At 65.5% G+C, this 14,430-nt stretch carries 10 protein-coding genes and 1 pseudogene; 2 read left to right on the top strand and 9 right to left on the bottom strand.

Translation table 11 applies throughout. The annotated features are described in order from the left end of the window. Nucleotides 1–242: 242 nt before the first annotated feature. The 3 genes from ACT6VE_RS23000 to ACT6VE_RS23010 form a co-directional block, all read right to left on the bottom strand. On the bottom strand, nucleotides 243–1,289 hold the full coding sequence (locus ACT6VE_RS23000) for a DUF7146 domain-containing protein (protein ID WP_444800720.1): 1,047 nt from the start codon (nucleotides 1,287–1,289) through the stop codon (nucleotides 243–245). Next, nucleotides 1,289–5,617 (bottom strand): strawberry notch-like NTP hydrolase domain-containing protein, encoded by a 4,329-nt coding sequence (locus ACT6VE_RS23005; RefSeq protein WP_444800721.1) that lies wholly within the window; start codon nucleotides 5,615–5,617, stop codon nucleotides 1,289–1,291. The genes ACT6VE_RS23000 and ACT6VE_RS23005 overlap by 1 nt, the downstream gene beginning before the upstream one ends. Before the next feature lie 157 nt (nucleotides 5,618–5,774). After that, a complete protein-coding gene (locus tag ACT6VE_RS23010) occupies nucleotides 5,775–6,212 on the bottom strand; it encodes an antirestriction protein (protein WP_092160953.1) in 438 nt (145 codons plus the stop codon). A 211-nt stretch (nucleotides 6,213–6,423) separates the two neighbouring features. On the opposite strand from ACT6VE_RS23010, the gene ACT6VE_RS23015 reads away from it, so the two are divergent. Continuing rightward, nucleotides 6,424–6,783 (top strand): hypothetical protein, encoded by a 360-nt coding sequence (locus ACT6VE_RS23015; protein ID WP_244543482.1) that lies wholly within the window; start codon nucleotides 6,424–6,426, stop codon nucleotides 6,781–6,783. 2 nt (nucleotides 6,784–6,785) lie between these two features. Here the strand turns inward: ACT6VE_RS23015 and ACT6VE_RS23020 are convergent, their stop codons facing one another. The 6 genes and pseudogenes from ACT6VE_RS23020 to ACT6VE_RS23045 all read right to left on the bottom strand — a co-directional run. Next, nucleotides 6,786–7,019, bottom strand: coding sequence for a DUF6117 family protein (locus ACT6VE_RS23020; protein ID WP_092160951.1), 234 nt, complete (start codon nucleotides 7,017–7,019; stop codon nucleotides 6,786–6,788). Continuing rightward, nucleotides 7,016–7,417, bottom strand: coding sequence for a hypothetical protein (locus ACT6VE_RS23025; RefSeq protein ID WP_092160949.1), 402 nt, complete (start codon nucleotides 7,415–7,417; stop codon nucleotides 7,016–7,018). The genes ACT6VE_RS23020 and ACT6VE_RS23025 overlap by 4 nt, the downstream gene beginning before the upstream one ends. A gap of 358 nt (nucleotides 7,418–7,775) precedes the next feature. Further along, entirely contained in the window at nucleotides 7,776–9,920 is a 2,145-nt protein-coding gene (locus ACT6VE_RS23030) for a ParB/RepB/Spo0J family partition protein (protein WP_092160947.1), read from the bottom strand. 175 nt (nucleotides 9,921–10,095) lie between these two features. After that, the gene (locus ACT6VE_RS23035; RefSeq protein ID WP_092161140.1) at nucleotides 10,096–11,289 is read right to left on the bottom strand and encodes a DUF932 domain-containing protein; all 1,194 of its coding nucleotides are present in this window, start codon (nucleotides 11,287–11,289) and stop codon (nucleotides 10,096–10,098) included. Nucleotides 11,290–11,689: 400 nt separating this feature from the next. Continuing rightward, nucleotides 11,690–12,301, bottom strand: a complete 612-nt coding sequence (locus tag ACT6VE_RS23040) for an IS5 family transposase (protein ID WP_444800722.1) — start codon at nucleotides 12,299–12,301, stop codon at nucleotides 11,690–11,692. Then, nucleotides 12,253–12,501: pseudogene (locus ACT6VE_RS23045) on the bottom strand (transposase); the annotation flags it as partial. The pseudogene ACT6VE_RS23045 and the gene ACT6VE_RS23040, both read right to left, overlap by 49 nt. Nucleotides 12,502–12,630: 129 nt before the next feature. On the opposite strand from ACT6VE_RS23045, the gene ACT6VE_RS23050 reads away from it, so the two are divergent. Next, a complete protein-coding gene (locus ACT6VE_RS23050) occupies nucleotides 12,631–14,427 on the top strand; it encodes an ATP-dependent nuclease (protein WP_092160943.1) in 1,797 nt (598 codons plus the stop codon). Nucleotides 14,428–14,430: the final 3 nt, after the last annotated feature.

The following is a 14,430-nucleotide window of genomic DNA, read 5'->3' on the forward strand; positions in this document are numbered from 1 at the left end:
TGCACCCGCAGCGAAGCGGAGGGCCGGAGCATAGCGGAGGATGACGAAGGCGGGCTATTTTGCCTCGCGATGGAAAGCGGCCTCTGGCCGCGCCGGAAAATAGTCCGCCGCAGGCATTGCGGGTCCGGGCCGTTTGCTGGCCGATCGCCCTCTCGAAGGCCGGGGCGCGGTTCTCTCCGATCTGGGGAGCATCCGAGCGATGCCGACGACGGCGCTCCCGCCGTCTGCATTCTCCTTGCGGCTTATGCCGCCAGCGCCATGAAGCGTGCGACGTCCTGGGGCGCGATCTGCACCCGTGCCGCTGCCCGGAGGCTGTCCAGACCAGCGAGACGGAGATCCTCGTTGAAGTCGCCCAGGCTCGGAGACACCACGACCGCCTCGATCCCGGCCGCGTTCGCCCGTTCGATCAACGTCGTCATCGCACTGTCGCCGGCCGGATCATTGTCGCGGGCGATGTAGAGCCGTCGCAGCGCGTCGGGGAACAGGATGGCCGAGAGATGTGCCGCCGAGAGCGCCGCCGCCATCGGCATGGTGGGCAGCGCCATCCTGAGCGACAGCATCGTCTCGATGCCTTCGCCCGCCGCCATCACGTCGCCCGCCACACCGAAGCGAACGGCGTGCCCGATGAGGTCGCCCATCGCCCGTCTCGGCGTGTCGATCGGGGCTTTGCCCGAGCCGTTCGGTGCGAGCCAGGTGCGATGCGCGCCGGTCTGATGCCCGGCGAGATCGGTGACCGATGCGACCATCGCCGGCCAGGTCTCGGTCGGGGAATGCTCGTCAGGCCGGTAGTAGCAGCGAGGATGGAAGCGTAGGCTTCCGGTTCCGTGCAAATCCGTAATGCCGCGTGTGCGGAGATACGTCTTTACGAGCGTGCCTGAGATCGGCTGCGCCATGGCAAAGAGCCGCCGTGCCGCTTCCGGTGATCCGGATGGTGCCGGTGTCTTGCGCTCGCCGTCATGCGGACGATCCGGTTCGGGACATGGCATCGACAGAAAGGCGCGCGCCTCATCGGCGACGTCCTTGAAGTCGACCAGGCCGCAGCTCTCGCGGATGACGTCGAGGAGATCGCCATGCTCGCCGGTGGCGGCGTCGGTCCATTTGCCGGCGGTGCCCTTGCCGGTTTCGCCGCCCTTTAGCCGCACGAACATCGAGCGGCCGGGCGTGTTGCGCACATCGCCGACCAGCCAATAGCGGCCCTCCCGATGACCGGCAGAGAGGTAGTGGCGGCACACCGCCTCGGCCTGCCGGCCGAGACGGATTGCCAGTTCGGAGGCGTCCTGCCGTGCCATCACGCCGCCTCCCGCTCGCCGATACGCTCGACGGGATAGCGCTCCAGCACCTTGGCGAGGATGGTCGCCCCGGTCGTATCGGTCGGCACAAACATTCGCAGCTTCCACGAGATGATTTCGTGGAATAGGCCATATGCCCGCAGGCGATCGCGCATGGCGTCGGTGAAGCCCGACAGTTCGATGCGGTTGGCGCCCATGACCCGGACGCGGCGAAGCTGGAGACCCTCGGTCAGATCGAGGATGGTCTTGCCGTCCATCAGCGCCATGAACGCGTAGTCGGGCGTCAGGGTTGACGTGCCAGCCGCGAGCGCGCCGGCCACCCATGCCGGGGAGACGCGGCGGCCAACGATGCGCTCGCCGTCATCTGTCTGGAGTCGATAGACCCGCGTCGACTCGTTCGGCAGCCGCTTCCAGATCGGCAGCAAGAGCCCGCTGACGACATGGATGGTGCTATCGGCATATTCCGGCACCTCGGCGGCCTCGGCATTCCAGGCCGCTGTGAAGCCAGCCCGATCCGCGTCGACCCAATGGGTCTCGTCCATCATCCTGATGGGGATGTTGTGCGCCTCCATGGGCCGGATCAGCCGCACGCGCCGTTCGATCTCGCCATCGTCCAGCATGATGCTGGTGGTTGGTATCTGCACGGCGGCGCGGCCCGAACGCTCGTTGACCAGCAGCTTCGCGCCTGCGTCATCGAGATGGTCGAGCGCCTCGGCCAGCGTCACGGGACGGTTGCGCTGGCGCTGGTTGATGGTCAGCAGCCGGGCCTCGGCCCCGGTGCCAGGATGAACGTGGATCGTTCGGCGGTCGGTGACGATGAAGCTCTCGGCCTGCAGCGTCTCCAGCCCGACGTCGTAGCTGCCGGAAGCGATAGCGCCTTCGATCTTGGCGTTCAGCAGCCGCTCGAACGCCGTGAACAGGACGCCCTGAAGTTCGATGGTCAGCGCAAGCAGCCGGTTGAGAAAGGTGGTGATCGGCGGCAGTTCGTCCTTGATGCCGGTGGAATCCATCAGCGAGAGGCCGGTGGCATCCTCGAACATCTGGAGCGAGCAGCCGTCGACCTTGCCGCGCACCAGCAGCAGGTAGAGTTGCCGCAGGGCGTCGCGGGCGTAGTGGCTTTCCAGATTGTCTTCGGGCCGGAACAAGCCCTGGCCGCCGGTCTGGCGCTGGCCGCGCGTGATCGCGCCCAGGGTGTCGAGGCGGCGGGCGATGGTCGAGAGGAAGCGCTTTTCCGCCTTCACGTCGGTCGAGATTGGCCGGAACAGCGGCGGCTGCGCCTGGTTAGTCCGGTTGGTGCGGCCCAGGCCCTGAATGGCGGCGTCGGCCTTCCACCCCGGCTCCAGCAGGTAGTGGACGCGCAGTCGCTGGTTCCGCGCCGACAGGTCAGCATGGTAGCTGCGCCCGGTGCCGCCGGCGTCGGAGAAGATCAGGATGCGTTTTTGATCGTCCATGAACGCTTGGGTCTCGGCCAGATTGGCCGAGACGGCACGGTTCTCCACGGCGAGGCGGTCAATGCCGCCGGGACTGGTCTTGCGAACAATGCGCCGCGAACGTCCCGTCACCTCCGCTACGACATCGGTTCCGAAGCGCTGGACAATCTGGTCGAGCGCGCCGGGGACCGGTGGCAGCGAAGCGAGCCTCTCGATCAAACGGTCTCGACGGGCAACAGCGTCACGGCTCTCGACCGGCTGGCCGTCGCGAAACACCGGTCGCGACGACAGATTGCCCTCGCTGTCGGTGAACGGCTCGTAGAGCTGCACCGGAAAGGAATGGGCGAGGTAATCCAGAACGTATTCGCGCGGAGTGATGTCCACCCGGACGTCGTTCCATTCCTCGGTGGGGATTTCCGCCAGGCGGCGCTCCATCAGGGCTTCGCCGGTCGACACGATCTGGATCACGGCGGCATGGCCGTCGATCAGGTCCTGCTCGATCGAGCGGATCAGGGTTGGCGTCTTCATCGAGGTCAGCAGATGGCCGAAGAACCGCTGCTTGGCGGATTCGAAGGCTGAGCGCGCCGCGGACTTGGCCTGGCGGTTCAGCGTGCCGCCGTCGCCGGTGATGTTGGCGGCCTGCATCGCCGCGTCGAGATTGTTATGGATGACAGCGAAGGCGCCGGCATAGGCGTCGTAGATGCCGGTCTGCTCGGGGGTGAGCTGGTGCTCGACCAGTTCGTATTCGACGCCGTCATAGGAGAGCGACCGTGCGGTGTAGAGACCGAGCGAGCGCAGGTCGCGGGCCAGCACCTCCATCGCCGCGACGCCGCCATCCTCGATCGCCTCGACGAATTCGGCGCGGGTCGAGAACGGGAAGTCCTCGCCGCCCCAGAGACCGAGGCGCTGAGCGTAGGCGAGATTGTGGACGGTGGTCGCGCCGGTCGCCGAGACATAGACGACGCGCGCATTCGGCAGGGCGTGCTGGAGCCGTAGGCCCGCGCGGCCCTGCTGCGAGGCGGCGATGTCGCCGCGTTCTCCCTTGCCGCCAGCGGCGTTCTGCATGGCATGGCTCTCGTCGAAAATGATCACTCCGTCGAAGTCGGAGCCCAACCATTCGACGATCTGCTTGACGCGGGAAAGCTTCTCGCCGCGGTCGTCGGACCGTAGCGTGGCATAGGTGGTGAATAGGACGGCTTCGGAGAGGGTAATGTCCTTCCCCTGCGGGAAGCGCGACAGCGGCGTGACCAGCAGGCGCTCCATGCCGAGGGCCGACCAGTCGCGCTGGGCGTCCTCCAGCAGCTTGTCGGATTTCGAGATCCACACCGCCTTGCGACGGCCCTGCATCCAGTTGTCGAGGATGATGCCGGCCGATTGGCGACCTTTGCCGGCGCCGGTGCCGTCGCCGAGCATGAAGCCGCGGCGGAAGCGCACGGCGTTCGGCGCATCGTCGGGCGCGGCCGAGACGACGTCGAAGGTTTCGTCGAGCGTCCACGAACCGGCGAGGAAGTCGGCATGTGCCTCGCCGGCGTAGATGACGGTTTCGAGCTGGGCGTCGGAGAGAAGGCCATCCGAGACGATGTTGGCGGGCAGCCGGGGCCGGTAGCTCGGCTTGGGCGGCGCGACCGACGCCATCGCCACGGATTGCACAAGCTTGGTCGGATGGGCCTGCGCGCCGGGAATGCGGATCGCCTGCAATCCGTATTCTTCATAGATCGCGTCGGTGATCCGGCCGTCTTCGGCGGGCGTCCAGTCCACGGTCTCATAGGCGAGTTGGACGCCTTCGGGCTCGATGGACGCCGGCGTGGCGGGACGTGCAGCGGTGGTGCGGGCGAGGTATCCGCGAACAGTCCGGGGCGTCGCGGCGAATGCCGAGGTTGCAACCGGCGGGAGGGCCGCGGTCAGGCGCTGCGGAACCTGCGTCTCGATCCAGCCGAGCAGCGTGGCGATGTCGGCCGAGATACCAGGCGAAGAGGGAAACGCCTCGCGATCGTCGGCCGGAAGCTTGTCGATAACCGTCAGCCGGGTGTCGATGGTCGTGCCATGCTTGGCATAGACCGAGCCGTCCACGGCCGCAGTGAAGACGACGCGGCCACGCTCCTGGAGCCGGACGAAGGCCGCTGCCCAAGCCGGATGGTCGGGGCTGAAGTTGGCGCCGGTGATCGCCACCAGCCGCCCGCCATCGGCGAGCCGGGCCAGTGCCGAAGCGACATGGCGATAAGCGGCGTCGGCCACGCGGCCGGAGACGTTTGCCATGACGGAGAATGGCGGGTTCATAAGCACGACGGAGGGGGTGGCGCCCGGCGCGAGATGATCGTTGATCTGGGCGGCGTCGAAGCGCGTGACGGCAACGGCCGGAAACAGCGCAGCGAGCAGATCGGCGCGGGTTTCGGCCAGCTCGTTGAGGAGGAGCGTTCCGCCTGATATCTCGGCCAGGATGGCGAGCAGGCCGGTGCCAGCCGACGGCTCCAGCACGATGTCGCCAGCAGCAATGGAGGCGGCCGCCACGGCGGCGAGACCGAGCGGCGCCGGCGTCGAGAACTGCTGGAGCGCCTGCGATTCTTCCGAGCGCCGCGTATGTGTCGGCAGGAGCCCGGCGATCTTCGTGACCGCGGAAAGTCGTGCAGCCGGAGATGCGGCTTTGCGGAAAAGCGCCTTTCCGTATTTGCGCAGGAAGAGAACTGTCGCGACTTCGCATGCCTCATAGGCCGCCTTCCAGTCCCAGACGCCGCTGGTGTCGGATGCGCCGAAGGCTGCTTCCATCGCAGCACGGAGGATCGCGGCGTCGACGCGCTGGCCGCGTTCGAGATGATCGAGAAGCTGGTGCGCCACGGCGAGGATCGGGGACGCACGGGGGACGGGTGCGGCCGGGAGGGCCACGGGAGACAGAATGTTCATGGGAAGAACCTCGGGACAGTGGAAGGGACAAGCCCGGACGGCGCTCTCTCTCAACCGCCGGGACTCGACCCGTCGCGGCCGTCCTCTTCCTCTCGTCCGCCGACATAAAAAAACGCCCGACCTTGAGGCCGGGCGCTGAGGGGAAGACGAGCCCAATTCAGTCGATCGCCTGGAAGATTTCGGCGGATTCCGGATGGTCAGCGGCGTAGTCGTAGAGGCGGCCATATCCTTCCGACATCGCGTCGACCGGATACTTGAAGGAGAGATGGGAGAAGGCGAAAAGCGTCGCGATGATGCCGGCGGCGTCGGCCGATACCTCGCCCTCATAGCCATTGGTGTCGCAGACGATCTGAAAGCGGGGCTTCGAGGTTGGCGCGAGGTATAACGGCCTCCCGTCGCGCTCATAGAAGTCCCAGAGACCGCCACGATAATCGAGCGGGCTCAGGCGCTCCATCAGATGATAGACGGTCATCTCTGCCACAAGGACATGCTGGCGGCCGAAGAGCAGCGGCAGAAAGTCCATCCGGCGAGCCTCCGGTACGAGGGCCACGGCGCGCGCTGGGGAATCGTCGGTGGTGTTTATAATGTCGGGCATGGGCCGGCGGCGCTCTCTCTCGACCGGACCGGCTCGAACCCGTCCCGGCCGTCCTCTCACTCTGGCGCGCGGCATGACCGCCTGATCGCGCGGACTTCCGAGGTGGGATGCGCGGCGCTACACTCCTTCATCCAGCACATGGCGAAGCGCGGCCTCGGCGATCGGAGACGCATGTCCGCCCGACCTAGCGAGGCGCCGGAGGGAGAAGGTGATGAAGGGAAGTGTGATCGGCATGGTGGCCGCAGGATGCCTCGTGGTGGGCTTTGGGGCGGGATTCGCGCTCCGCCCGGTGATCGCGCCCGGCGGCGCATCAGCCGCCGCGGTCGCGGGCGTGGCGCAGCCGACAGAAGAAGAGGCCATCGCAGCCGTCCGCCGGCATCGCCTCTTCACGGGGACGTCGCTGGCCAATGCGACGCTCAAGCTCGGTGATTGTTCGCCGGGTGGTGTCGGGCCTGGCGTGACGTGCATGACGCAGCTCACGATGGACACGACCAGGGCGAACGCCACGCCCCAGAACCGGCCGGTCGGCTTTGCTCGCGTCAACGGTCAGTGGGAAGTGGCCGTCTGGTAGGATCAGGCGGCCATTTCGCCGCCAGTATTGGGCGGAAGGTAAGCGTCATAGGGATTACCGTCTGCCAGGTGGCCAAACGGCGTGAACATATAGTCGCCACCGTCACGGCCGACCGCACAGATGACATAACGCGGCTCGCCGGTTGCGGCGTCGGTGCATTCCATCAGCGCCAGGTCGCCGCTTTCCGCGGCGCGCAGCAGGGTCTGGAAGTTGGCGCGCGTGTGATCGGGAATCATCGCGCACCTCCCTCAGCGAGCCAGCGGCGGGTGCTCATCCATTCGATCGTGCGGCCTGTGCCGAGATCGAGCAGATGGGCGCCGCCGGAGAAGCCGTCGACGACAGGGTCCGAGGCAATGCCGGCCCACTGAAACCCCCAGGTGCCGGTGAGCGCGAAGGTTTCGGCGCAGCGCATGACGAAGGTGATCAGCAACTGCGGATCGGCGGTGCCGGGGTCACGAAGCCAAAGTCGCGTCGCGCCGTGCTCGGGCGTCAGCGAGAGCAGGAACGGCTCGGTGGGCGGCTCCTCGCGACCGTTCTCGGCCATCAGCGCGGTGTAGATGTCGAAAGCCCGCGCGACATTGGCGACCGAGCCGACGTCGAGCAGGCAGGAGAAACGGGTGAGATAATCGGGCATGTCGGGCTCCTGAAACGAAAAGAGCCCGGCGCTGGGCCGGGCTCGGGGCAATCGGGTCGTGGCTGGGAGGGGGGGGCTAGTAGCCGAACTGCCAGGACGGCCAGATTGGCCGTCGTCAGCGGCCGCCACGGCCTGGGTGAGGTATTCGGGATCGCCCTCGACCACGATAGGGTCGCGGACGGGCGTCTCATCGATGACGGTCACTCGCGAAACGAGGCCATCTTCGACCTCGACGTGGACCGGCACGAAATACTGGAAGACGACGCGCCGGATCGGCGCGGGGCTGGATTGCACCATGTGAACGCTCCTTCGATTTGGGGGAGAGGTGCGGAGCGGCCGAAGCCGCCCCGCGAGCCGCTTATTCGGCGGCGACGAGGCGACGTTCGTCGTCCTCGCCATCGGCAGGCGTTTCCGACTCGTCGTCGGCGCTGAGGAAGTCAGGCAGCTCGGCCCCCTCGGTTTCGCCGCCACCGTCCGCGTCCGATGCGGGATCGCCGTCAATGCCGGCAAGCCGAAGCGGCTCGGGCAGCCAACTGCTATCGGCCAGGAGACGCTCGGCCTCCTTTGCCATGTCGCCCTTTTTCAGATGACCGATCAGCTCGGCGGCTCGCTCGCCGGCGCCTTCGCGGACGGCTTCGAGGATGCGCGGCTTGGTGACACGGTTGAGGTAGTTGCCGAAGGTCGGGCGCCAGCCGGCTTCGACGATGTCGAGCCCGGTCGCCCGCGTCAGCCGGTCGGCCTGCGCAAGCCTCATGTCGAGCGTGTGCTGCGACACGCCGCCCGCGCTGTGCGGGTTCGGCCGCTCGTAGAGCGCGTTCACGCCATAGCTGACGCAATGCGCTACCAGAGCCATGCGGCTGGCATCGTCAAGCGCGGCGAGCCAGTTCCAGAGGGCGTCATCGTCCTTCGGGATGTCGGCGGCCCAGGCTTCGTGACGCTCCTGCACGGCCCGCGCGGAGGGGCTGTCCTTCAGCGTCTCGTCCTGAACCGGGAAGAAGACGTGCTTCACCCCGGCTTCCATGGCGCCCGTATACATGCGGGTCATGAAGTTGTCCGAGATCAGCTTGTGAAGAAGCGCCGTCATGGCGATGTGAGGGTTTTCCGCCACGGCGTTGCGCAGCGCGAGGGTTCGGTAGGCGGTCAGTTCGATCACGAGGCGTTCGGGCAGCGGCTTGATCCCGTCGTCCTCATCGTCGTCATCGGACTCGGCAGGTTGGCCGCCGATGGTGATGACGGCGCGTTGCACTGATGGGCGATCGGCGTCGACGGATTCGGTGTCCGTCTCCGATCCCTCCTCGCCATCGGTCCGGACCTGAGGGACATCCTCGGGCCGGACGAAGCCGCGATCGACCGAAAGCGATCCGTTGGCGTCGATGCTGACGAAGACGCCAGCGATGGCGATGTCTGCCGGCTCGAAGTGCTCGGGGCGATCGTCGAAGGCGGCCAGAGCCGTCTCGATCTCGCCCATACGCTCGTCGACCTGGTCGGGCAGTTCGTCGGCGTCTTGATATTCCGCTTCGAGCCTGGCCTGCTCGGCGGTGAGCGCGTCGATGGTCGCCTGTTCCTCGGCCGTCAGATCGATTGGCGTGCCGGGGATTTCCCGCAGACCGCGCACGGCGTCGTAGGGGAAACTGACCGCGACCTCGATCCACTTCCAGCCCTCGGCGGCGATCGCCTCGGCCTCGGCCTTCAGCTTCTCGGCGACGAGTCGATCGAGAAGCCCGACGTCCTGCAGCCAGCCGCCATCGTCGGCCTGGAACAGATCGCGCATGACGATCCCTCCGGCCGCCTCATAGGCTTCGGTGCCAAGGAAGACGGCGCGCTTGTCTGAGGCGCGCACCGTGGTTTCGGTCAGCATGCGCCGGATCTGATAGGGCTCCTTCGACCAGGCGTCCTTGATCGCGTCCCAGACCTGGGTCTGACGCTCGTGGTCGTCGGAGACGGTGAAAGCCATGAGCTGCTCCAGCGTCATGCCGTCGTCGGCATAGACGTCGTGCAGGGTGGGCGACACGGTTGCGAGGCGCAGCCGCTGCTTGACCACGTTGACGGGCACGAAGAATGCCGCGGCGATCTCCTCCTCGGTCATGCCCTTGGTCAGCATGTCGTGGAAGGCGCGAAACTGATCGAGCGGATGGAGCGCAGCGCGCTCGATGTTCTCGGCGAGCGACACCTCCTCGGGGAGGATGGCGCCGTCGCGATCGCGGACCACGCAGGGGACGGGCGCGACCTTGGCGAGACGCTTCTGCTTCACCAGCAGTTCGAGCGCGCGGAAGCGGCGGCCGCCGGCGGGCACCTCGAACATGCCGGTCTCGTTGCCTTCGGCGTCAACGACGGGGAAGACGCTGAGGCTCTGGATCAGGCCGCGACGAGCGATCGAGGCCGCGAGGTCCTCGATCGAGACACCGGCCTTCACGCGCCGGACGTTGGACTGGCTGAGCACCAGCTTGTTGAAGGGGATGTCGCGCGAGGACGACAGGATGATCTTCTGAACGGCAGTAGCCATCGGGATTTACTCCGCGACGGGCGGCCGAGAGACTCTCTCTCAACCTCCAACCCGTCACTGAGCGAAGCGCCGCCCTCTTCCTCTAAAGGGGGCAGCGCCACGGACCGGCGAACCAGAAAGGCACGGAAGCGCAAAGCCGGAGACATGGGAAACCGCATCCCCGGCTTCGCGGAAATCAGGCAGCTCGATCGAGCAGCTTCTTGGCCTTGCCCTCCATGTCGAGGCGGGCGTCCTGATGGGGCTTGTCGCGCGCGACGGCGGTGATGCCCTGCACGAAGTCGAAGACGGACTCAGGCGGACGGCCTTCCTCGGCCAGCACCCTGTCGATGATCTTGCCGGTCTCGGCCTTGGAGAAGCCGCGCCGACGCAGGAAGTCGGTGCGGTCCTCGTCCGTTCTGGCGACGATCCGTTCGCGGGCGGCCTTGATGCCGTTGACGAACGGCAGAGGCGAGGAGTTCGCGAAGTTCAGCAGCGCCGGGGCCGCCTCGTGCGCGAAGCGATTGGCTGCATATTTGGAGTGGCGGATGGTGATTTCCTCGAAATCTTCCACGCCCCACAAATTGCGATTCTGGCAAACCGCGCGGAGATAGAAGCTCGCCATGCCGAGCGTCTTGGCACCGACCTCGGAATTCCAGCAGTAGAAGCCGCGGAAATATAAGTCGGGCGAGCCGTCAGGCAGGCGGCCAGCTTCGATCGGATTCAGATCGTCGACCAGGAACAGGAAAACGTCACGGTCGGAGGCATAGAGCGTGGTCGTATCCTTGGTGATGTCGACGCGCGGATTGTAGATGCCGGTCGACCAGTCGAGCACGCCCGGGACCTTCCAGCGTGTGTCGCCTGTGCCGTTGCCGGCGATGCGCTGCACGGCCTCGACCAGTTCGTGGTCGAAGATCCGGCCATAATCCGGGCCGGTGACGGCGCGCAGTTCGACGCGGCCGTTGTCGGTTTCGAACGTCTTGATCTGCTCGGCCCGATTGGAGGTCAGGCCGTACTGCAGGTTGATGGCGGCAAGCGCGGCTGGGAGCTGCCGAAGATAGGCGGCGGGGGCGCCGACCAGGCTGGCGAGCTGACCGAAGGACCAGTGTGTTGGCGCGATTGCCGCATCCGTGCCCGGCAGGATCAGGGCCAGCCGCTCTGAATCGTTGCGGTTCGCCTCGACATGGATGAGCGCGCTCTCCACCACCCGCGTCCGGCTACGTTCGGTGCGGTCACGGACCGTGTGGGCCAACTCCGACAAGGAGAGGTAGCGCTCGTCGGCCGGACGCGAGAACCACTCCGACGAGACACGGCCGATCCGCTCGCCACGACCGACATCGACCTTGTAACCGCCGCTGGTGTCACGGCGTGCATCGAGGACCTGCATATTCATGGAACCAATCTCCATGACGGGCGTCGGAGACCTCTTCTCCAACCTTCAACCCGTCACAGAAAACCGATCCACGCTCTCACTCTCAGCAGGGCGTTGCGGGGCAGCCGCCCCGCAGAAGGGGTCGGCCGAGACGGCGGGCTCGGACGTAGGGGAAGGCTTTCCCCTCAAGGGACGGGTAGGCCCCGGCGTTGCCTCAAAAATAAGCCTATAATGCTCAAGGAGTGGTTCTGCGGCCGGGCGACTGGGCGCACTGGGTCTATCTGACGAAGCCTGAGAGCGAGTTGTTGCGCCCGTGCGCGGCGAGCGCGCCTAGCGTCGAAACGGTGCCGCCCTGCAGCGACGGCTGATTACAAGATTCGTTTGCTCGGCAAGCATCGAAACCTGTTCAATCTGCGGACACTTAGGTGGTGTGGACGGATTTGACCAAGGTGAATCCTGCTGCGAGAGCGACGATGGATGCGAAGTTACGCTTCGTCTTCTCGCAGCGTAGGGCTACCCGCTTGAAGCGTTTGAGCTTGCCGACGGCCTGCTCGATACGGGCGCGGCCCTTGTAAATGGCCTTTGCAAAGAAGCCGGGCCTGTCCTTCTCGTTGGCCTTGTGCGGAATGACCGGGATGATGCCGCGTGAACGCGCCGCCTGTCGGTTGGCCTTGCTGGCGTAGCCCTTGTCAGCGACCGCCGCACGCGGATCGACATCGGGGCCGAGCGCCAGCAGGATCGGGAAGTGCGGCGCATCGCCCTTCTCCCCTCCGGTCAGGTCGAAGGCGATGGGATGGCCGTCGAAGTCCGTCTTCAGGTGGATCTTGGTTGAGAAGCCGCCGCGCGAGCGACCGAGCGCCTGACCCTTTTGCCCCCTTTGGCGCCGGCTGCCGAGACATGGGCGCGCACGATGGTGCTGTCGAACATCTGCACCAGATGCGCCGACGACGACAGCGCGGCGAGGTGATCGAAGAAGGTCTCGAACACGCCGGCCTTGCTCAGCCGGTCGAAGCGTTTCCACACGCTGTTCCACTTGCCGAACCGTTCCGGCAGCGTTCGCCAGGTGATGTTGTGAACCGTGAAATAGTGCATCGCTTCGAGAAACAGACGGTCATCCCGACCCTTGTCACCACGGCGCGGCAGCGAGGCGCGAAACACCTCCAGCGCAACCGACCAATCCGCCTCATACATCTTCGTGGACATCGCCGACCTCCAAATCAGTCGGCTCTCCATGAATCAGACAAAGCGCGTCAGAGGAACCCTATCCGATCTTCGTGCGGCAATCCGTCCACACCGCCTAGGTCGAAGAGTGCTACTACATGAGTCCAAGAAATAGATACTAAAACATAGTGGGGGGTTGGGGTGAGAATTGTCCGCGTTCACGTAGAAAATTTTCGCGGCATAAAGCTCGCTGACATATATTTCGAGGGTACAACCGTCCTCCTAGGCGACAACAACACCGGGAAGTCGACAGTATTCGAGGCGATCGAACTGGCGATCGGAGCGGATCGGCTGGCGCGAACGCAAGCCATCGACGAGCATGACTTTTATGGCGGCGATTATCGCGCCGTAGAGAACCAGCCTCCTAAGATCATCGTGGTCGAGGTGGTGATCGCGGGCCTGGACGAACAGCACTGCACGAAGTTCCGGAACAATCTCGAATTTTGGCGCACGGCCGACCGATCGCTTTTGGGCGCGGGTACGGCCGGCGGTGCGGCGCAGGCCGGCACGGAGCCGGCCGTTCGCGTGCGGTTTGAAGGCGCCTATGATTCCGAGAACGACGAGTTCACCGCGAAGACGTGGTTTGCCGTTCCACGTCAGGAGGACGGCACGCCTATCAGCGAATGTCGCTCAGGGGACAAACGGGAGTTCGGATTTCTCCATCTTCGGGCACTTCGGACTGGAAACCGGGCACTGTCGATGGAACGCGGCTCCCTCCTCGATGTGATCCTGAAGACATATGAAGTCCGAACCCGCATGTGGGAGGGATTGCTCGGTCGCCTGCGCGGTCTCGATGTGGTGGGCGAGGAAGATGCTGAGTTCGGCCGGATACTGACCGCGATACGCGACGCGATGCGGGAGATCGTTCCGGGCGAATGGGCCGACGCGCCGCACCTGCGGGTCTCAGAGCTGACACGGGAAGATTTGCGGCGCGTTCTGAAGTCATTTTTGGCGACCGGTGTGCCGGGCTATGCGGCTCCGTTTCAGCACCAGGGATCGGGAACCATCAATGCGCTCGTGCTCGCGATGCTCGGGCTGATTGCCCAGCGCCGGAATGGACGGGTCATCTTCGCCATGGAGGAGCCCGAGCTTTCTCTGCCGCCGCATGTTCAGAAGCGTGTGGTGGACAAGGTGCGCGAGCTTGCAGCCCAGGCGCTGTTTACATCGCATTCGCCCTACGTCATCGAGCAATTCACGCCCGAGCAGATGACGGTCCTGACGCGCGATAACGCCGGGCTGCTAACCGCGACGAGCGTGGTTTTGCCCGATAATCTCAAGCTCAAGATTTTCAGAGACGGCTTCCGGACTCGCTTTTGCGAGGCGTTGCTGGCGCGCCGCGTCATCGTCGTGGAGGGTAAGACGGAACTGGTCGCCTACAGTGCTGTGGCGCGTCGAGCGGCTGAACTTGCCCCGGCGCAATACAAGCGGCTCGATGCACTTGGGTGGGTGCCCTTCGACGCGGGTGGCCAAACGGCGGTGGCACCGTTTGCAACTTTCTTTCGCGGCCTCGGCAAGACGGTGGCGACGATCTTCGATCAGCAGCAGCCGGAGGCTCGCGCAGCCATCGTGGCCGCGTGCCATGCGCCTTTCGAGCAGCCCTATGCGGGTTTCGAGCATATGCTTCAGGCCGAGGTTTCGCCTGCGATGCAGGCATGGTTCGTCCAGTGGTTTGCCGGCGCCGGCGAGTGGCCGCCCGCACTTGCCCATCTCATTCCACCGAACGGGTCACCGGAGGCGGCTTATCGCGCGCCGTTCCTATCTCTGTTCACGCACAAGAAAGGCGACGACTATCTCACCGTCTTTTTCGATCTCTGCCAGGTCGGGCATTTTCCGCAGACGATGCTGGGAATTTTGACGGCGTTGAAGAACATGGTCGTGCCGCCAATGCCACCAGTTCCGCAGCCGCCGGCGCCACAGCCGCCCGGCGTTTTCGGATAGCCG

This window comes from Shinella sp., from assembly GCF_052438155.1.
Taxonomy (GTDB): Bacteria; Pseudomonadota; Alphaproteobacteria; order Rhizobiales; family Rhizobiaceae; genus Shinella.